The sequence below is a fragment of the Nonomuraea sp. NPDC005650 genome (assembly GCF_040605375.1).
Taxonomy (GTDB): Bacteria; Actinomycetota; Actinomycetes; order Streptosporangiales; family Streptosporangiaceae; genus Nonomuraea.
Genome location: NZ_JBEXCR010000020.1, coordinates 218,582 through 237,128 on the forward strand (window position 1 = coordinate 218,582; position 18,547 = coordinate 237,128).

The 18,547-nt window shown below is 71.0% G+C and carries 13 protein-coding genes; 7 read left to right on the forward strand and 6 right to left on the reverse strand.

Features of this window, described 5'->3' with window-relative positions:
* Window positions 1-369 precede the first annotated feature (369 nt).
* Complete coding sequence (locus ABZS69_RS32985; RefSeq protein WP_355379239.1) at window positions 370-1,569, forward strand: histidine kinase; 1,200 nt, start codon at window positions 370-372, stop codon at window positions 1,567-1,569.
* On the forward strand, window positions 1,562-2,503 hold the full coding sequence (locus ABZS69_RS32990) for a hypothetical protein (RefSeq protein ID WP_355379240.1): 942 nt from the start codon (window positions 1,562-1,564) through the stop codon (window positions 2,501-2,503). The genes ABZS69_RS32985 and ABZS69_RS32990 overlap by 8 nt, the downstream gene beginning before the upstream one ends.
* Here the strand turns inward: ABZS69_RS32990 and ABZS69_RS32995 are convergent.
* The 3 genes from ABZS69_RS32995 to ABZS69_RS33005 all read right to left on the reverse strand — a co-directional run bounded on the left by ABZS69_RS32995 (window position 2,411) and on the right by ABZS69_RS33005 (window position 5,156).
* Complete coding sequence (locus ABZS69_RS32995) at window positions 2,411-3,052, reverse strand: VC0807 family protein (RefSeq protein WP_355379241.1); 642 nt, start codon at window positions 3,050-3,052, stop codon at window positions 2,411-2,413. The genes ABZS69_RS32990 and ABZS69_RS32995 overlap by 93 nt on opposite strands.
* 213 nt (window positions 3,053-3,265) lie before the next feature.
* Window positions 3,266-3,913 carry a leucine efflux protein LeuE gene (gene leuE / locus ABZS69_RS33000; RefSeq protein ID WP_355379242.1) on the reverse strand — a complete coding sequence of 216 codons (648 nt, stop codon included), beginning with the start codon at window positions 3,911-3,913 and terminating at the stop codon, window positions 3,266-3,268.
* Window positions 3,914-3,947: 34 nt separating this feature from the next.
* Complete coding sequence (locus tag ABZS69_RS33005) at window positions 3,948-5,156, reverse strand: serine hydrolase domain-containing protein (protein WP_355379243.1); 1,209 nt, start codon at window positions 5,154-5,156, stop codon at window positions 3,948-3,950.
* A 295-nt stretch (window positions 5,157-5,451) separates the two neighbouring features.
* Between ABZS69_RS33005 and ABZS69_RS33010 the strand changes: the two genes are divergently transcribed.
* Together ABZS69_RS33010 and ABZS69_RS33015 are read left to right on the forward strand one after the other, a co-directional pair.
* Window positions 5,452-6,843: a cellulase family glycosylhydrolase gene (locus tag ABZS69_RS33010; protein WP_355379244.1), complete on the forward strand. Its 1,392-nt coding sequence runs from the start codon at window positions 5,452-5,454 to the stop codon at window positions 6,841-6,843.
* 119 nt (window positions 6,844-6,962) lie between these two features.
* The gene (locus tag ABZS69_RS33015) at window positions 6,963-10,046 is read left to right on the forward strand and encodes a BTAD domain-containing putative transcriptional regulator (protein ID WP_355379246.1); all 3,084 of its coding nucleotides are present in this window, start codon (window positions 6,963-6,965) and stop codon (window positions 10,044-10,046) included.
* Here the strand turns inward: ABZS69_RS33015 and ABZS69_RS33020 are convergent.
* Genes ABZS69_RS33020 through ABZS69_RS33030 form a run of 3 tightly spaced genes read right to left on the reverse strand, consistent with a single transcriptional unit; the run spans window position 10,019 to window position 13,280 of the window.
* The gene (locus ABZS69_RS33020; protein ID WP_355379247.1) at window positions 10,019-11,605 is read right to left on the reverse strand and encodes a CocE/NonD family hydrolase; all 1,587 of its coding nucleotides are present in this window, start codon (window positions 11,603-11,605) and stop codon (window positions 10,019-10,021) included. The two genes, ABZS69_RS33015 and ABZS69_RS33020, sit on opposite strands and share 28 nt — an antisense overlap.
* Window positions 11,602-12,363 carry an ABC transporter permease gene (locus ABZS69_RS33025; protein ID WP_355379248.1) on the reverse strand — a complete coding sequence of 254 codons (762 nt, stop codon included), beginning with the start codon at window positions 12,361-12,363 and terminating at the stop codon, window positions 11,602-11,604. The genes ABZS69_RS33020 and ABZS69_RS33025 overlap by 4 nt, the downstream gene beginning before the upstream one ends.
* The gene (locus ABZS69_RS33030; protein ID WP_355379249.1) at window positions 12,360-13,280 is read right to left on the reverse strand and encodes an ATP-binding cassette domain-containing protein; all 921 of its coding nucleotides are present in this window, start codon (window positions 13,278-13,280) and stop codon (window positions 12,360-12,362) included. The genes ABZS69_RS33025 and ABZS69_RS33030 overlap by 4 nt, the downstream gene beginning before the upstream one ends.
* Window positions 13,281-13,441: 161 nt before the next feature.
* On the opposite strand from ABZS69_RS33030, the gene ABZS69_RS33035 reads away from it, so the two are divergent.
* The 3 genes from ABZS69_RS33035 (at window position 13,442) to ABZS69_RS33045 (ending at window position 18,498) form a co-directional block, all read left to right on the forward strand.
* Window positions 13,442-15,271, forward strand: coding sequence for a M14 family zinc carboxypeptidase (locus tag ABZS69_RS33035; RefSeq protein ID WP_355379250.1), 1,830 nt, complete (start codon window positions 13,442-13,444; stop codon window positions 15,269-15,271).
* Window positions 15,272-15,526: 255 nt separating this feature from the next.
* The gene (locus tag ABZS69_RS33040; protein ID WP_355379251.1) at window positions 15,527-17,092 is read left to right on the forward strand and encodes a cellulose binding domain-containing protein; all 1,566 of its coding nucleotides are present in this window, start codon (window positions 15,527-15,529) and stop codon (window positions 17,090-17,092) included.
* Window positions 17,089-18,498, forward strand: coding sequence for a carbohydrate-binding protein (locus ABZS69_RS33045; RefSeq protein ID WP_355379252.1), 1,410 nt, complete (start codon window positions 17,089-17,091; stop codon window positions 18,496-18,498). The genes ABZS69_RS33040 and ABZS69_RS33045 overlap by 4 nt, the downstream gene beginning before the upstream one ends.
* Window positions 18,499-18,547: the final 49 nt, after the last annotated feature.

Here is an 18,547-nt window from a genome sequence, read left to right on the forward strand (position 1 = left end):
AGGGCACCCACACAGCGTGTCTGTGCGGGGCGACCCGGGACATCGGGGATGCCCCGGGTCGAACGCGGACCCATCCCTTATTCGGATCAGGGCCGGTACCCCATGAAGGTAGAAACTCCGCAGGTCACGGCACATCGGACGATCGGCACGCACTACCCCCTACTTTCGTCGGGGCTAGGTTCCGACCTCCGGGTGACACCATCGATCAAACCGGTTTCCGCAGGAGGAAACAGGAGTGGAGGTAGGCGCTTTCGGGGTGGGGCTAGCTCTACCGCGGGAGTGGGAGCCGCCCTACCCTGACTTTCGTCAGGGTCGCCGGCTGACTTCCGGCGGGACCCGCGGGTTCGGGAGGCGGCTACCGTCGGTGCGGTGAGAAGTCTTCGCCGGGAGAGCCGCCGCCAGGTGGTCTACGACCTGCTGCTCTGGGCCGTGCTCGGCATCTTCGTGGCAGCCATGGGCCCCGACCCGTTCGTGGATCCGGCCGCCTTCGCCATGGTGAGCCTGCCCAGGATCGGGCTGGCCACGGTCGCGGTGCTGGTGGGCCGCCGGTGGCCGCTGGCCGCGCTGGTGCTGCTGTTGCCGCTGGGGCCGTGGCAGTTCAGCGAGGGGTTCGCGACCGTGGACCTGAGCTGGCTGCTGCCCAGGCGCAATGTGAAGATCCTGCCGCTGCTGGGCACCTCGCCGTTCATCATGTGGTACGCCTACCTGACCGGGCGGCGCCTGGCCGCGCTCTGGCCCGCGCCGGCCGCGTTCTGCCTGATCTCGGCCGTCGGCGTGGGCGTGGTGCTGGCCAAGGGCGGCGATCTGGCCCTGTGGGTGTCCATGGTGACCGCGCTGCTCGGCACGTACGTGGTGCCGTACCTGCTGGGGCTGCTCAGGCGGAGGCTGCTGCAGGGGCGCACGCAGGCGAGGCTGTCGGCCGAGGCGCAGGCGAGGCTGCGCGAGCGGGCCAGGATCGCGCGGCAGATGCACGACTCCCTCGGCCACGACCTGGCCCTGATCGCGGTGCGGGCGGCCGGGCTGGAGATGGCCCCAGGGCTGGCCGAGACGCAGGTCAGGGCGGCGGGGGAGCTGCGGTTGGCGGCGGCCGACGCCACGGACCGGCTGCGCCAGATCATCGGGCTGCTGCGCGAGGACTCCGACGAGGCGCCGCTGTCACCCGTGAACGAGGACGTGACCGAGGTGGTGCGGCGGGCCAGGGACTCCGGCATGCCGATCACCCTGGACCTGGCGCCGGGGCCGGTGCCCGCCCTGGCGCACGCGGTGGTGCAGGAAGGGCTCACGAACGCCGCCAAGCACGCCCCCGGGGCCCCCGTCGCGGTGCGGGTCTCGCCGGAGCGCGTCACCGTGCGCAGCGGCCGACCGCGCGCCCGGCCCCTCACGCTGCCCGGCGGGCTGGGGCTGGCGGGCCTGCGCGAGCGCGTACGGCTCGCCGGGGGCACCTTGACCGCCGGGCCGGTCGGCGACGGCTTCGAGCTGGACGTGAGCATCCCCCGCGCGGGGGAGCGGGATCCCCGCGGCTCGGGAGGGAATCGACGGCCCGCCGGGCGACGCTCGGAGCATGACTGAACGCAGACCTGGGATAGGCCGCGTCACCGCCGCGATCGTCGCGATCGCCGCGATGCTGCCGTACCTCACGCTGAAGACGCTCTGGCTGACGGGAAGCCCGGTCGGGGTCACCGATCCGGCCTTCATGACCGACCCGGCGATGCTCGGGCTCAACACGATGACGTTCGGCATGGAAGCCGTCGGGCTGGTGCTCGCGCTGGCGTTCACCATGCGATGGGGGCGGCGGCTGCCCGCCTGGCTCGTGCTGCTCCCGCTCTGGGTGGGCACCGGCCTGCTGGCGGTGGTGATCGTCACGGCGCCGATCATGGTGCTGGTCGGCGGGCCGGCGGTCTTCGAGACCGGCGGGGCGATCGAGCCGTGGATCTACATGATGGTCTACGGCGGGTTCGTCGTGCAGGGCGTCGGCCTCATGACGGCCTTCGTGCTCTACTCGCGCGACCGGTGGCCGGCCGTCTTCACCACCCGGATCGGCCACGCCTTCGCCGGCCCGACCCGGTCGTTCCAGACGGTCGTGGCCTGGGGCGCGCTGCTGGTGGCCGGGCCGATCGGCGCGGTCAAGCTCACCGGAGGGCTCCAGGACCGCTTCGAGGGCCTGCTGGCCGTCGCCGGGGCCGTCGCGCTCGTGCTGGTGGTCCGGCGGCGCGGGCGCGGCCCGTTCTGGGCGCCGCTGGTGGCGGCCTGGCTCGGCTCCGGCTCCCTGTTCGCCGGCGGGCTCTACGTGATGATCATCAGTGCCGTACGGGCGCCGATCGGCGCGCCGGGGGCGGAGCTGACCGAGCTGTTCGGCATGCTGACGGGGCTGGTCATGGGGATGTGCGGGGCGTTTCTCCTGGCCGAACGGTCAGGTGTGGGCGACGTGCAGCCGGCGGAGCACCCGCTTGAAGGCGAAGATGGAGAACGCGATCGCCAGCCCGCTGATCACGGCCACGCCTGACGTCCTCAGCACCATGAACCCGCCGAGCGACCCGGCCACGTACTCGTGGACGGCCAGGGCGATGCTGAGCGTCGAGTTCATGAGCAGGACGAACGCCCACAGCAGCGTGATCCTGGCGAAGAACCTGCGGACCCGCTCGTGCTTGAGCACCGCCGACGGCAGCTGGATGTAGTCGAGCGTGAGCTTCTGCACGAGCGGCTTGTTGAGCCGGACGGAGGCGAGGAAGGCCATGCTGATGCAGATCGTGCCCATCTCCGGCTGGATGAAGAACCACATCCACGTGCCCGTCCAGAACGCCACGAGGGCCCGGACCGTGATCGCGAACGCGGCCAGGAACATGGTCGCGGGGACCTTGACCCGCCTGATCAGCCGCCACGCCACCCCGACGTAGACCCAGGCGACGGTGGCGATGAGCGCCCCCTTGAATCCGAGGACCATCATGGCCAGGTAGAACACCGCCAGCGGCGCCACGACACCTTCGAGCAGCCTGGGGGCCGCCTGCCGGGCGAGTGCGGTGAGGCGTGGAAGGTGGACCGGGGGATGGTTCAAGGCTGCTCCGCAGATTGGCCGACGATCAGCGTCTACCCGGGGTTCGAAGGACCAGGCTTTCCAGATGGACCGCTCGCCGTAGCCAGTACGGCATCACCCGCATCCCGGGAAGCACGCCGGTGGCTTACCGTACCCGAGGAGAGGTGATGCGACTGCCTCTTTTGACGCGTTCCATCTGTTTCCACGAAAACAGCGGGGTCTTACGGCAGGCTTTCAACCGAGTGACGAGGTGGCGAGCTTCGCGCCGAATCCGAGGAACAGAGCGCCCACTCCGGACGTCAGACCGGCGCTGAGCTTCCGGTGCCGGCTGAACTGGCCGGCCAGGTAAGTGCCGCCGAAGATCAGCGCCGTCAGGTAGAGGAAGCTGAACACCTGGATGATCGCGCCCAGGATGAGGAACGACAGCGCGGGAGTCGCGTAGCCCGGGTCGACGAACTGGACGAAGAACGAGACGAAGAAGAGGATGGCCTTCGGGTTCAGCAGGCTGATCACCAGGGCCTTGCGGAACGGGCGCGGCTGGCGCTCCATCTTGACCTGCGGCTTCTCCTCCCCGGTCGCCTTCCTCGATCGCCAGGCGCCCCTGATCATCTGGAAGCCGATCCACGCCAGGTAACCGGCGCCGGCGTACTTGACGATCGTGAAGAGCAGCGGGTTGGAGCGGAGCAGGGACGCGGCGCCGGCGGCGGTCAGGAACATCAGCACGGTGTCGCCGATGAAGACGCCGGCCGCGGCCCGGTAGCCCTGGCGGACGCCGTTCTGGGCGGCGTAGCTGAGGACGTACAGGGAGTTCGGGCCGGGCAGCAGGATGATCAGCAGGGCGCCGATGACGTAGGTCCAGAAATTGTTGATGCCGAAGAACATGCGTCTTACTCCAGGGGGAGGACCAAACCGCACATCACGATATCTCGCCCGGCGCGTACCAGATCCCCCCGTATACCTGCCTGTAGCCGAGCGCCCGGTACGTCGCGTCCACCAGCGCCTGGCCGCGCGCGTTGATCCCGAGTCCGATGCCCTGCTTGTTCATCGAGTAGCCGAACGCCAGGCGGGCCGGCGGGTCGCAGAACCCGACCGATCCGCCCATGCCCACGTGGCCGAACGCGGTCGTCGACAGCAATGCTCCCTCGCTGTCGGCGGGCGGAAGATGCCGGTTGTCGGCCGCCTTCACGAAGCCGAGCGAGAACCGCGACGGCACCGCCAGCACCGCGTCGGTGCCTGCTGAGACGGTGATCGACATGTGGGCCAGGTGCTCCCCGGTTACCAACTCGCCGCCGCCCAGTGACAGCGGCCGGTACATCCCGGCCAGGCCGCGGGCGTTCGTGATCGCCCCGATGGCCCCGAACTCGGCCGCGTGCGCCGCCCGGCTGTCCGACTCGCCGGGCGTCATGTAGCCGCCCTCGTTCGACAGCAGCAGCGCGGGCATCGAGTTCGGGTCTGTGAACGCCTTGACGTAGAAGGAGGGCGGCGCCTCGGGCGGGTCGGCGGGGATCGTCGGGGCGACCCTGTCCTCGTACTCCTCCGGGAGCCCCAGCCAGAACTCCAGGCCCAGCGGCTCGGCGACCTCCTCGCGGAAGAACGTCCCGAGCGAGCGCCCGCTCACCCGCCGCACGACCTCCCCGACCAGGTAGCCGAACGTCAGCGCGTGGTACCCGTGCCGGCTGCCCGGCTCCCAGAACGGCTCCTCGCCCGCGAGCCTGTCGGCCATCAGCTTCCAGTCGTAGAACGCGCCGGGTGGCAGCTTCTCGCGCAGCGCGGGCAGCCCGGCCTGGTGGGCGAGCAGGTGCCGGACGAGCGTGCCGCCCTTGCCGCCGGCGCCGTACTCGGGCCAGTAGCGGGTGACCGGGGCGTCGAGGTCGAGCTCGTCGCGCGCGGCCAGGAGGTGGGCGCAGAGCGCGGTCGCGCCCTTGGTGCAGGACCAGACGTGCCCGATGGTGCCGCTCTGCCACGGCACGCCCGGCGCGGCCTCGCCGCCCCACAGGTCGACGAGCACCTCGCCGTCGACGATCACGCACACCGACGCGCCCACCTCGCCGCGGCGGGCGAGATTGCCCTCGAACTCCTCCGCGACCTGGGAGAACCGGGAATCGCAAGTGCCCTGCACGCTCATTTCCCGAATCCATCACGAAAGGCAGGCTCTGTAAACCTTTGAGCTTTACCCCCAATACCTATTCGTTTACCATGGAATACAGGCGGGCCCGCTGACGCGCTGGGGCTGGCGGTGCTGTTGTCCGGTGGGTTCGCCGTTCGAGATGGGCGCGGTTCGTGTGGCTAGGGGTGGCCGCGCGGACCGCGCCCTTGACTGTTCACGTCAATTTGGGTCTTGTCCTCGGGTGGAGGTCCGATCTACGCTCCCCATACTCGTTAGTAAGGTTTCCTAATGAACGAGTGAGGAGCTCACCCCCATGCATCGATCCGTGCGGCTCGCCGCCATCGCCGCGATTGTCGCCGCCTCCTTGCAAGCAGCCCCAGCCCAGGCCGCGACCACGTACGAGGCCGAGAACGCCACCGTCTCCCAGGGCGTGGTCGAGTCGAACCACGCCGGCTACAGCGGCACCGGATTCGTCAACTACGACAACACCACCGGTTCGTACGTCGAGTTCGCCGTCGACGCCGCCACCGCCGGCCCGGCCACCCTCACCTTGAGGTACGCCAACGGCACCACCACGAATCGTCCGATGACCATCGCCGTGAACGGCACCGCGACCGCCAAGGACTTCCCCGGCACCGGCGCCTGGACCACCTGGCAGGAGTCCACGGTCACCACCACGCTCAACGCCGGGACCAACACCGTCCGCGCCACCGCCACCACCGCCAACGGCGGCCCGAACCTCGACCGCCTGGTCCTCGGCACGCCCTCCAGCACCGGCACGCCGGTCCAGGCCAACGGGCAGCTCCAGGTGTGCGGGGTCAGGCTCTGCAACCAGGCCGGCAAGCAGATCCAGCTACGCGGCATGAGCAGCCACGGCCTGCAGTGGTACTCCCAGTGCCTCAACACCGCCTCCCTGGACGCGCTGGCCAACGACTGGAAGGCCGACGTCCTGCGCATCTCCATGTACATCCAGGAGGACGGGTACGAGACCAACCCGCGGCTGTTCACGGACCGGGTGCACAACCTGATCGAGCAGGCCACCGCCCGCGGCATGTACGCCATCGTCGACTGGCACATGCTCGACCCGGGCGACCCCAACTACAACCTGTCGCGGGCCAAGACGTTCTTCACCGAGATCGCCCAGCGGCACAACGGCAAGAACAACCTGCTCTACGAGATCGCCAACGAGCCCAACGGCGTCTCCTGGTCCACCATCAGGAACTACGCCAACCAGCTCATCCCCGTGATCAGGCAGTACGACCCGGAGACCCCGATCCTGGTCGGCACCCGCGCCTGGTCGTCCCTGGGCGTCTCCGACGGGGCGACCGAGTCGGAGATCGTCAACAACCCGGTCAGCGCCACCAACATCATGTACACGTTCCACTTCTACGCGGCCTCGCACGGCACCGAATACCTCAACACCCTGTCCAGGGCCGCCGACCGGATCCCGATCTTCGTCACGGAGTTCGGCACCCAGACGGCTTCCGGTGACGGGTCGAACAACTTCACGCGGTCGCAGCAGTACCTGGATCTTCTGGCTCAGAAGAAGATCAGCTGGGTGAACTGGAACTTCTCGGACGACTTCCGCTCGGGGGCCGTCTTCACCGAGGGCACCTGCCCGAACGGCACCTTCACCGGCACCTCCCGCCTCAAGCCCGCCGGCGTCTGGATCCGCGACCGCATCCGCACCGCCGACGACTTCTGACCCGCTCCCTTTCCCGATCCAGCCAGGGTCCCCCTCGGACCCTGGCTGTCCCTTTCCCGCCCCGGCCACCGCCCGCACCGCGCGGCGGTGCGTGGGAGGGGCAGGGCAGGATGTGACTTGTGCGGATATGCATTCTGGGGCCGCTGGAGGTCGAGGGCGACGGGGGGCCGATCGCGGTCGGCGGGTTCCGGCTGCGGGCGCTCCTGGCCGTCCTGGCGCTCGAAGCCGGCCGTACCGTCACCGCCGAGCGGCTGATCGACGCCCTCTGGCCGGACGACCCGCCCGCCAACGCGGCCAACGCCCTCCAGACGCTGGTCAGGCGGCTGCGGGTGGCGCTGCGGCCGTACGAGGTGGTGGAGAGCAGGCCGGGCGGTTACGCGCTGGCCGTGGCCCCCGACGACGTGGACGCCCTGCGGTTCAGGCGGGCGGCCGGGAACGGGGCCGGAAAATGGGAGGGCCTGGAGCTCTGGCGGGGGCCGGCGCTGGCCGATCTCACCGCCGTGCCGCTCCTGGCGAACGCGGCCGCCGCCCTGGAGCAGGACCGGCTCTCCGCCGTCGAGGCCCGCGCCGAGGCCGGGCTGGCGGCGGGCGCGCCGGTCGATCTGACGTCGGAGGTGGCCGCGCACCCGCTGCGCGAGCGGCTGGGCGCGCTGGCCATGCGGGCGCTCGCCGCCGAGGGGCGGCAGGCCGAGGCGCTGGAGCTGTTCGAGCGCACCCGCCGCCTGCTCGCCGACGAGCTCGGCGTCGATCCCGGGCCCGAACTGCGCGCCGCCCATCTGGCCGTCCTGTCGGGAGATGTCCCGGCACGCCCTGCGGCCCCGATGACCCAGGTCAGGCGGCGGGGCAACGTACGGACCCCGCGGACCAGCTTCATCGGCCGTGAGGCCGAGCTGGACCAGCTGGGCACCCTCCTGGGCCGGGCCAGGATCGTCACGCTCGTCGGCCCTGGCGGCGCGGGAAAGACCAGGCTGGCCACGGAGGTGGCGCTCCGGTCGGCCGAGGCGGTGTGGATGGTCGAGCTGGCCCCGGTCAGCGACCCGGCCGACGTTCCAGGAGCCGTGCTCGACGCGCTCGGCCTGCGGGACGACCGCCCGCCCTACCGCGTGCCCACCGAGGGGAACGATCCGGTGGAGCAGGTGGCCGAGGCCCTCGCGGGCCGCCCCGCGCTGCTCGTCCTGGACAACTGCGAGCATCTCGTCGACGCCGCCGCCGAGCTGGCCGAGCGGCTGCTGACCGAGTGCCAGGACCTGAGGGTGCTGGCCACCAGCAGGGAGCCGCTCAACGTGGCGGGCGAGCACCTCGCCCCCATCCCGCCGCTGGAGCCGCCGCCCGTCGGGGCGAGCGCCGAGCAGGCGGGGACGTACCCGTCGGTCCGGCTGCTGCTGGACCGGGCCGGCGCCGCGCGGCCGGGGTTCGCCGTCGACGGCGGGAACGTGGCCGCCGTGGTGGCGCTCTGCCGCAGGCTGGACGGCATGCCGCTGGCCATCGAGCTGGCCGCGGCCCGGCTGCGCACCATGACGCCGAGGCAGCTCGCCGACCGCATCGACGACCGGTTCAAGCTGCTGACCGGCGGCAGCAGGACCGCGCTGCCGCGCCAGCAGACGCTCAGAGCGGTGGTGGAGTGGAGCTGGGAGCTCCTGGGCGAGCAGGAGCGGGTGCTGGCCAGGCGGCTGGCCGTGTTCGCGGGCGGGGCGACGCTGGAGACCGTCGAGGCGGTCTGCGGGGGAGCGGCGGACGTGCTGGGCGCGCTGGCCGACAAGTCGCTGGTCCAGGTCTCGGCCGAGGGCCGCTACTCGATGCTGGACACCATCCGCGCCTACGCGCTCGAACGGCTGGCCGAGGCCGGCGAGGTCGGCGAATACCGGCGCCGGCACGCGGCGTACCTGCTGGACCTGGCCGAACGGGCGGTGCCGCGGCTGCGGACGGCCGCGCAGATCGTCTGGATCGAGCGGCTGACCCCCGAGCGCGACGACTTCGCCGCGGCGCTGCGGTACGTCATCGACGAGCGGGACGTGGAGTCGGCGCTGCGGCTGTGCGCGGCGCTGAACTGGTACTGGTGGATGACCGGCTACCGGAAGGAGAGCGCGACCTGGGCCACGCAGGTGATGGAGCTGACGGGAGAAGAGCCCCCTCCCGGGCTGGCCGCCGCGTACACGGCGTGCATGTTCGCGTACGGCGTGGACAAGTTCGGCACGATCGTCAACGACCGGCCCGCCATGCTGGAGCTCTCGGGGCTGATGGACCGGCTGATCGAGCGGGCCGAGCGGGAGGGGCCGCTGCATCCGATGATCAGGCTCAGCAGGGCCGTCATGGCAGCCGCCTCGGGACTCGACGACCACGCCGCCGAGCTGATCGAGGAGTACATCGCGAGCGACGATCTCTGGCTGTCCAGCTCCGCGCTCATGGTCGGCGGCCGGATGCGCAGCGAGGAGCTGCTGGAGCGGTCGGTGGCCGGGTTCCGGCAGCTCGGGGACCGGTGGGGGCTGAGCGAGGCGCTGCTGGGCCTGGCCGAGGTCCGGGCCGCCAGGGGCGCGCCGACGGGTGACCTGATCGCCGAGACCCGGGCGCTGACCAGCCGCTGGGTCGGGTCGGACGAGGCGATCTCGACGCTGCTCAGGCTGGCGGAGCTGCACCTGCGCACCGGCAATCTGGACGGCGCGCGCGAGGACCTGGCCAGGGCCAGGGCGAGCATGGACGGGGAGACGACGGCGTTCACCCGGCTGATGCTCGGGCTGGCCGAGGCCGCGTACGTCTGTCAGCTCGGCGACCTGGACCGGGGCCTGGAGATCTACCGCGGCCTGTTCGCCGTGCTCGCCGAGGCCCCGCCGATGGTGCAGCTGGCCGCCTCGCTCAGGACCGCGTACGGCCGGGCGCTGGTGCGCGGCGGCGACCTGGACGCCGGGCTCGAACAGCACCGCCTGGCCCTGGAGGTGCTCGGCGGGACCAGCCCGGACCGGCCGCTGCTGTCGCAGGTGCTGGCCGGGTTCGCGCTGGCCGCGCAGGCCGCGGACGACCAGGAGCGGGCGTCCGTGCTGTTCGGGGCGTCGGCGGCGGTCGAGCCGCACGACGTCTCGCCAGAGACCTTGGACGGCGCGCGCACGGCCAGGGCCGCGCTCGGTGACGAGCACTACGACGAGCGCTTCGCCAAGGGCGCGGCCATGTCCAGGCAGGAGGTCTACGGGATGGTCGGCAGCACGACGTAGGAGGGGCCGTGCAGCGTGGTGGTGCCCTTGTCCATGTTCCGCCCGAATCGGGGGAAGTTCGAGCCCGCCACGTCGATCCTGATCCGGTGGCCGGGCAGGAAGGCGTTCGAGATCGCGCCCAGCTGCACCGTCACCTCGCGGACCTCGCCGGGAGCCAGGTCCGTCAGCCTGGCGATGCCGTCGGTCAGCAGCTCGGCCCGCCCGTCGGGGTGGACGTCGATCAGCTTGGCCGTCACGTCGGCGCTCGCGGCGGTCGAGGAGACCCGTGCGACCAGCTCGACCGGGCCGCTCACCTCCACCCGTTCGGTGAGCGGCGCCGTCCGGTGGCGCAGGACGTCGCCGCGCCCGTCGAGCGGCCGCTGGTCGAGCGGGCCGAACGCCTCGAACGTCATGACCGCGCCGCCGACCGTCGGCACCGGGTCGCCGGGCTCGCTGACGAACTCCGCCGTCCCGCCCGCCCCGGGCGTCGTGCCGAGCCCGCCGCCGAAGCCCAGGTGGTACGGCACGCGCCGGGCCCGCCGGATGGGCCAGTCGTCCTCCTTGCGCCACGCGTCGTCACCCATCACGAAGATCTTCACCTTCGCCCGGTCGCGCGGCGGCGCCCCGCGCAGCCAGTGGTCGAACCAGTCCAGGTGCACCCCGGTCCAGTCGATCGCCTCCTGGCTCGCCTGGTCGCCGTAGTCGCGCCCGCAGATGTCCCGCTCGTGCGTGAAGTGCGTCCACGGGCCCACGATCAGCCGGGACTCGCCGCCCAGTCGCTCGTAGTGCTCGATGGAGCCGTCCCGGAAGTAGTCGTACCAGCCGGTGCTGACCAGCGCGGGCACCTCGATGTCGGCGTGCCGGACGATCCCGCCTCGCCAGAGCGGGTCGAGGGGGTCGGGGGTGTCCATCCACGCGGAGTAGAAGGGCACCAGGTCGGCCAGCAGCGGCTGGTCGCTGAGCGGCAGCCGCTCCGCCAGCTCCCTCAGCCGCTCGTCGATCCCGTGGGGCAGGCCGATGGCCGCCAGGTACCTGGCCTTGTCCTCCTCCGTGGCCGTGCCGAGCGCGATCCTGCGGTCCAGCTCGTCCACGGCCAGGACCATCGCGCTGACGGTGAGGATGATGTTGAGGTTGGGGACGCCGCCCGGCTGGTAGACGCACTCGTACAGGCCGGCGGGGGAGACGTGCGGCGCGATGGCCTTCAGGCCCTCGGGGCGTTCCTGGGCGGCGAGGAGCTGGGTGATGGCCAGGTACGAGTCCCCGTACATCCCGATATTTCCGTCGGACCAGGGTGCGGTCGCCGCCCATCGGACCGCGTCGTAGCCGTCGGCCACCTCGCCGCTGACGAACCGGAACTCGCCCTGCGAGGCGCCGGTGCCGCGGACGTCCTGGAGGGCGACCGCGTACCCGGCCGCCACCAGGCGGGGCACGTCGAGGTGGAACCCGGGGCCCGGGACGCTCCGCCCGTACGGGGTGCGCGACAGCAGCACGGGGAAGCGCCCGCTCTCGGCCGGCCGCCACAGCGTCGCCACCAGCTCGGCGCCGTCACGGGTGGTCATGGTCTCAGTGGTCTCGATCATCGGACTCTCCTGTTGTAACTACGAAGGGCAAGGGGGGCGAAGAGGGCGAGCAGGGTGGCGGTCCAGCCGAGCGTGATCCACACGTCGGAGGCGTGCAGGCCGCCGGTCAGCAGCCCGCGCAGCGCGCCGGCCAGGTGGGAGACGGGGTTGACGCCCATCCACCAGCTCAGCCAGCCGGGCATGTCGGTGGCGGGGACGAAGGCGCTGCTGCCGAACGTGAGCGGCAGCAGGACGGCCGTCGCCATCCCCTGCATGGACGTGACGGACTTGGCCACCAGCCCGATCCAGGCCGAGCCCCAGCTCAGCGCCATGGCCAGCAGCAGCACCAGCCCGAGCCCGGCCAGCGCGCTCAGCGGGCCGGTCGTGACGCGGAAGCCGACGGCGTACCCGACGGCCAGCGACATCGCGATGGTGATGACCAGCGTGAGCAGGTCCGCCAGGATGCGGCCCGCCAGCGGCGCGGACCTGGCGATCGGCATGGTCCTGAACCGGTCGAACACGCCGTTGCCGATGTCGGTGGCCAGGTTCATGCCGGTGGTGATCGTCGACATCAGCGCCACCTGGACGAGCACGCCGGGCAGCATGTACGCCACCGCGCCCGCCCGGTCGCCGCCGGCCGCCCCGCCGAACAGGTACACGAAGATGACGATCATGAAAACGGGCTGGAACAGCAGGCCGAAAAGCTGGCCGGGTTGGTTCTTCAGGGGGATCAGGCTGCGCCAGGCCAGCGTGAGCCCCTGGGAGAGCGCGGTGGTCATCGGGGGTCTCCGGTCAGGGTGAGGAAGACGTCGTCGAGGGAGGGCAGGCGCAGGGCGTGCTCGGCGAGCACGATGCCCGCGCCGTCCAGGTCCCGCAGCAGGGAGAGGGGCACGGCCAGATCGTCGAGCTCCGGCACCGGGACGCTGATCAGGCCGTCGGCGGCCTTCGCGCCGAGGATGGTCTCGGCCTTCTCCAGGTCGGCGGCGCGCAGCGGCCGTACGTCGAGCCGGTGCCCGCCCGCCTGCGCCTTGAGCTCCGCGGGCGTGCCGGCCGCCGCGACCCGGCCCCGGTCGATGAGCAGCAGGTCGTCGGCGAGCTGGTCGGCCTCCTCCAGATACTGGGTGGTCAGCAGCACGGTCACGCCGTCGGCGGTCAGCTCCCTGACCACGTCCCACAGCTCGCCGCGGGCATGGGGGTCCAGGCCGGTGGTCGGCTCGTCGAGGAACAGGATCCGCGGGCGGCTCACCAGGCTGACGGCCAGGTCGAGGCGGCGGCGCATGCCGCCCGAATAGCCGCTCGCCGCTCGGTCGGCCGCCTCCTCCAGGCCGAAGCGGGCCAGCAGCTCCTTGGCCCTGGCCCTGGCCGCCGGCCGTGACAGGCCGAGCAGGCGGCCCATCAGCAGCAGGTTCTGGGTGCCGGTCAGCTTCTCGTCCACCGAGGCGTACTGGCCGGTCAGGCCGATCAGCTCGCGGACCTTTCCGGCCTGGCGGGTGACGTCGTACCCGCCGACCAGGGCGCGGCCCGCGTCGGGGACGGCCAGGGTGGCCAGGACGCGCACCGCCGTGGTCTTGCCCGCGCCGTTCGGCCCCAGGACGCCGAGCACGGAGCCGGTCCTCGCCGCCAGGTCGACGCCGTCGAGCGCGCTCTTGTCGCCGTATCTCTTGACGAGCCCTTCGGCTTCGATCGCGTACTTCATGTCTCCGAGGGTGTCCGGGCCCGCTGGCATCCACCTGGCATCGACCTGTCAGGGGGATGGTGCCTGTCCGTAACTTTGGGCCTTTCCTCCGGGAGGCAACGTCTTCAATCTCGGTTCAGGCGCCGGACACCATCCGATCCCGAGCGCCCGAGGAGGACGAGGTGCGACACCGATTAGTCATCCTGCTGGCAGCCCTCAGCCTGATCAGCCTGACCGGCATGACAGGGGCGGGCGCATCCGCGGAACCCCCGGCCAACAAGCAGTACCGCGTGCAGGGCCCGGCGGACGCGCGCCAGCGCAGCGCCGTCGCGGCCACCGGAGCGGCCATCGAGGAGGTGGCCAAGGACTCGGTCCTGGTCACGGCCACGGAAGCCGAGATCTCCGCCATCAGACGGCTCGGCTACCGGGTCGCGGAGGCGCCGCGCCCGACACCCCCGTCCGGCGTCGGGGCGCTTGACTTCCCGCCGGCGGACTCGGGCTACCACAACTTCGCGGAGATGACCGCCGACATCAACGCCCTGGTGGCGGCGCATCCGAACATCGTCAGCCAGACCACGTTCGGCACCTCGTACGAGGGCAGGGCGCTGCGCCTGATCAAGATCAGCGACAACGTGGGCACGGACGAGAGCGAGCCCGAGGTGCTCTTCACCGCGCACCAGCACGCCCGCGAGCACCTGACGGTCGAGATGGCGCTGTACATCATGCACCTGCTGGCCGACAACTACGGCACCGACGCCCGGATCACCAACCTGGTCAACACCAGAGAGATCTGGATCATGCCGGACCTCAACCCGGACGGCGGCGAGTACGACATCGCCACCGGCTCCTACCGCTCCTGGCGCAAGAACCGGCAGCCGAACTCCGGCTCGTCGGCCGTCGGCACCGACCTGAACCGCAACTGGGGCTACAACTGGGGCTGCTGCGGCGGTTCGTCGGGCACGACGTCCAGCGAGACGTACCGGGGCGCGAGCGCCGAGTCGGCTCCTGAGGTCAAGGCGGCGGCCGACTGGGTACGCAGCCGGGTCGTCGGAGGCGTGCAGCAGATCAAGACCAACCTCGACTGGCACACCTACAGCGAACTGGTCCTGTGGCCCTACGGCTACACCTTCTCCGACACCGCGCCCGGCCTGACCCAGGACGACCGGGACGCGCACGCCACGCTCGGCCAGAACATGGCCTCCACCAACAACTACACGCCCGAGCAGGCCAGCGACCTCTACATCACGGACGGGACCATCGACGACTGGATGTGGGGCGTCTACAAGATCTTCAGCTTCACGTTCGAGATGTACCCGACCGGCTCGAACCCCGGCTTCTACCCGCCGGACGAACAGATCGTCCCCCAGACCACCCGCAACAGGGAGGCCGTGCTCCGCTTCCTCGAATACTCGGACTGCGTCTACCGGATCATCGGCAAGGAGTCCCAGTACTGCGGCACCGGCACCCCGCCGGTGACCGTCTACTCCGACACGTTCGAGACGGCCACCGGCTGGACGGCCAACCCGTCGAGCGCCGACACCGCCACCACCGGCCAGTGGGAGCGCGGTGATCCCGAGGACACCACCTCCAGCGGCGCCAAGCAGCTCGGCACCACGGTGAGCGGCACGAACGACCTGGTCACGGGCCGCCTGGCGGGCACGGCCGCCGGTGACTTCGACCTCGACGGCGGCGTCTCCTCGATCCAGTCGCCGCCGATCACGCTCCCGTCCACGGGGGCGCTGAACCTGTCGTTCTCGTGGTATCTGGCGCACGGCTCGAACGCCTCCAGCGCCGACTACTTCCGGGTCCGCGTGGTCGGCAGCACCACGACCACGGTGTTGAACCAGGCGGGCGCCGCCTCGAACCGCAACGGCGCCTGGGCCACCGCGACGGCCGGCCTGAACGCGTTCGCGGGCCAGACGGTCCGCATCCTCATCGACGCCGCCGACGCCTCGGGCGCCTCCCTGGTGGAGGCCGGCGTGGACGACGTCAAGATCACCCAGCAGCCGTAGACCGTTCCGCCACTCCGCCGCACAGGAACCCCATCCTGTGCGGCGGAGTCGTGTTTGGGTCTTGTAAGGACGGGCTGTCAAGGCTACGATCGCGACAACTCTTAGGAAACTTTCCTAAAAGTAAGCCTCCATCACCGGTCTGCGCACACACCCCCCCAAGGGCCCGTGCCCACCTCCACGGGCCCGTGCCGTACGGCTTGCGCTCTCACCCCCCGGTGCAAGCCGTACGGCACGTCACCCCTGAAGGAAGAACTCGTGAGACCTCGCGCGATCCTCCTGGTGCTCTCCACCCTCGCCCTCACCCTGTACGCCCTCCCGGCCCAGGCAGCCTCGGCCACCGCGACCTTCGCAAAGGTCTCCGACTGGGGCTCCGGATTCGAGGGCAAGGTCACCGTCACCAACGGCACCACCACGGCCATGAACGGCTGGAACGTCCAGTTCGACGTCCCGGCCGGCTACTCGATCCCGTCCGCGTGGGACGCGGTCATGTCCCGCAGCGGGCAGCACTACACGTTCACCAACCCGAGCTGGGCCGGCACGCTCGCGCCCGGCGCCAGCGCGAGCTTCGGCTTCAACGGCAGCCCCGGCAACTTCCCCGGCATCACCGGCTGCACGCTGAACGGGGCCTCGTGCGGCGGCTCGACGGCAGGGGCCCCGGGCCGGCCGGGCGCCGCCTCGGCCACCGCGACCGCCAGTGCCATCTCCCTCAGCTGGGGGGCGTCCTCGGGCACGGTGACCGGCTACCGCGTCTACGAGGGCAGCGCTGTCAAGGCCACGGTCACGGGCACCTCGGCCACGATCGGCGGGCTTGCCGCCTGCGAGACCCACACCTACACCGTCAAGGCGTACAACTCCGTCGGGGAGTCGGACGCCGGCGACCCGGTCACCGCCACCACCACCGGCTGCACCGGGGGCGGCGGGACCCTGCCCAAGCACTTCCTCACCGGCTACTGGCACAACTTCGCCAACGCCGCGGCCGAGCTCAAGCTGTCGGCCGTCCCCAACGAGTACGACCTGATCGCCATCGCGTTCGGCGAGGCCACCGCCACCGCGGGCGAGGTCGTCTTCGCGGTCGACCCCGGGCTGGCCTCCTCCGTCGGCGGCTACACCGACGCCCAGTTCAAGGCCGACGTGCAGGCCCTGCACCAGCGGGGCAAGAAGGTCATCCTGTCCGTGGGCGGCGAGGCCGGGCGGGTGCAGGTCGCGAGCGCCGCCGCCGCGACGAAGTTCGCCGACACGGTGTACGCGCTGATGCAGTCCTACGGCTTCGACGGCGTGGACATCGACCTGGAGAACGGCCTCAACGCCACCTACATGGCCCAGGCGCTGCGGGCGCTGCGCGCGAAGGCCGGCTCCGGGCTGATCATCACGATGGCCCCGCAGACCATCGACATGCAGTCGACCGGGGCGGAGTACTTCAAGCTCGCCCTGAGCATCAAGGACATCCTCACGGTCGTCCACACGCAGTACTACAACTCCGGGTCCATGCTCGGCTGCGACCAGGCGCAGGCGTACGGCCAGGGCTCGGTGAACTTCATGACCGCCCTCGCCTGCATCCAGCTCGAGAACGGCCTGCGCCCCGACCAGGTGGCGCTGGGCCTGCCGGCCGGGCCGGGCGCGGCGGGCGGCGGCGTCGTCGCGCCCTCCCTCGTCAACCAGGCGCTCGACTGCCTGGCCAAGCGCACCAGCTGCGGGACCTTCGTGCCACCGCGCGCCTACCCGGACATCAGGGGCGCGATGACCTGGTCCATCAACTGGGACGCGAGCAACAACTGGTCCTTCTCCAAGACCGTCAAGCCCCACCTCCAGGGAATGCCATGAAATTTCGCAGCAAACTCATCGCATTACTCGCCGGAATCGCCCTCGCGCTGACCGGCGCCGGATTCACCGCCGCGCCCGCCGCGTTCGGGGCCGTCCAGCAGCTGGCCGCCGCCTGGGCCCCGTGGACCTCGTACGCCATCGGCGCGGTCGTCACCTACAACGGCGTCGACTACGTGTGCATCCAGGCCCACACCTCGCAGCCCGGCTGGGAGCCGCCCAACGTGCCGGCCCTGTGGAAGGTCGGCTCGGGCGGCGGCAACCCCGGCGCGCCCGGGCAGCCCGGCTCGGTCAGCACGTCCGTGACGAACTCCAGCATCTCGCTGAGCTGGGGCGCCTCGTCCGGCACCGTGACCGGCTACCGCGTGTACGAGGGCTCGACCCAGCGCGCCCAGGTTACCGGCACCAGCGCGACCGTCTCCGGGCTGGGCACGTGCACGACGCACACGTACACGGTGAAGGCGTACAACTCGGCGGGAGAGTCGGCCGGCCGTGACGCGACCGCCACCACCTCCGGCTGCACCGGCGGCGGCGGGACCAAGATGCCCGGCGCCCCCTACCTCTACATGGGCTGGGGCGACCCGCCCAACCCCGGCACCGTGATGGACGCGACCGGCGTCAAGTCGTTCACGATGGCGTTCATCCTGTCCGGCGGCGGCTGCAGCCCGGCGTGGGACGGCAACCGCCCGCTGACCGGCGGCGCCGACCAGCAGGCCATCAACACGATCAAGTCGAAGGGCGGCAGCGTCCAGATCTCCTTCGGCGGCTGGCAGGGCAACAAGCTCGGCCCCAACTGCTCGACGCCGCAGGCGTTCGCGGGCGCGGTGCAGCAGGTCATCAACGCCGTCGGCCCCGCCGTCGTGGACTTCGACATCGAGAACACCGACGAGTTCGAGAACTACACCGTCCAGGACCGCATCCTGAACGGCCTCAAGATCGTCAAGCAGAACAACCCGAACGTCAAGGTCGTCGTCACCTTCGGCACCTCCAAGACCGGCCCCACCGCGCCCGGCGTGCGGCTCATCAACCAGTCCAAGGCGCTCGGCGTGCCGATCGACAACTACACGATCATGCCGTTCGACTTCGGCGGCTCGAACATGTACCAGGACACGGTCAACGCCTCCGAGGGCCTGAAGAACGCGTTGAAGAGCGCGTTCGGATGGACCGACGCCCAGGCGTACGCGCACATGGGCATCTCGGGCATGAACGGCCTGTCCGACCAGCAGGAGACGACCTCCCCGTCCACGTGGACGCAGATCCGCGACTGGGCCAACTCGCACGGCCTGACCAGGCTCGCCTACTGGGCCGTCAACCGTGACCGCCCCTGCCCGGGCGGCGGCGTGGTCTCCAACTGCAGCGGCATCTCGCAGGCCAACTGGGAGTTCACCCGCATCACCGCCGGATTCTGACCCGCTGAGCGGCCCGCCCCCCGCGCCGGGGCGGGCCGCATGGAGGTAT